This window comes from Falsihalocynthiibacter sp. CO-5D18, from assembly GCF_041205445.1.
GTDB lineage: Bacteria > Pseudomonadota > Alphaproteobacteria > Rhodobacterales > Rhodobacteraceae > Falsihalocynthiibacter > Falsihalocynthiibacter arcticus.
This window is the reverse complement of record NZ_JBGFCF010000073.1, coordinates 1-662: the sequence shown is the minus strand read 5'-3', so window position 1 is coordinate 662 and position 662 is coordinate 1. Positions and strand designations below refer to the sequence as shown.

1 protein-coding gene and 1 pseudogene are annotated in these 662 nt (G+C 59.4%); both read left to right on the top strand.

Features of this window, described 5'->3' with window-relative positions:
* A pseudogene (locus AB9F27_RS21945) lies at positions 1-270 on the top strand (sugar ABC transporter permease); the annotation flags it as partial.
* A gap of 25 nt (positions 271-295) precedes the next feature.
* On the top strand, positions 296-662 hold a 367-nt coding region (locus AB9F27_RS21940), incomplete at its 3' end, for an SDR family oxidoreductase (protein ID WP_369758209.1).

The following is a 662-nucleotide window of genomic DNA, read 5'->3' as shown; positions in this document are numbered from 1 at the left end:
GCCTCGGCCAGCCAGCAAGCGGGCACTGGAGACGTGAACCTAAACGCCATCGCGGCGGCGGTTATTGGCGGCACCAGCCTGTTTGGCGGACGCGGTTCGGCCTATTCCGCGCTGCTCGGGATCATCGTGATCCAGTCCATCGCCAACGGTTTGACGCTGCTCAATTTGTCGTCCTCGCTGCGCTATATGATTACCGGCGGCGTTCTGGCCATCGCAGTCATCGTTGACAGTCTTGCACGCCAATCCCGCCAATCCCACGGCCGTGCTTAACCTCTTGCCGACTAAAGGAAACGACATGACCAAATCATTAAATGGCAAGATTGCCGCAGTTACGGGCGCGGCGTCCGGCATCGGACTGGCCTGTGCCCGTGCGATGTTGGAAGCGGGGGCAAAGGTTGTTCTGATCGACTATGATCGCGCCGGGCTTGCCAAGTGTTGCGAGAGCCTTGGCCCAGAGGCCATCCCTCTGGTGATCGATCTTCTGGATTCCGAAAGCGTTGCTGGAATGATGCCCGCAATTCTGGAGCGGGCTGGCGGCCTCGATATTTTCCACGCCAATGCGGGGGCCTATGTTGGCGGCGATGTCGTCGAGGGTGATCCCGATGCTTGGGACCGCGTGTTAAACCTGAACGTCAACGCGACTTTCCGCACTATTCAAGCTG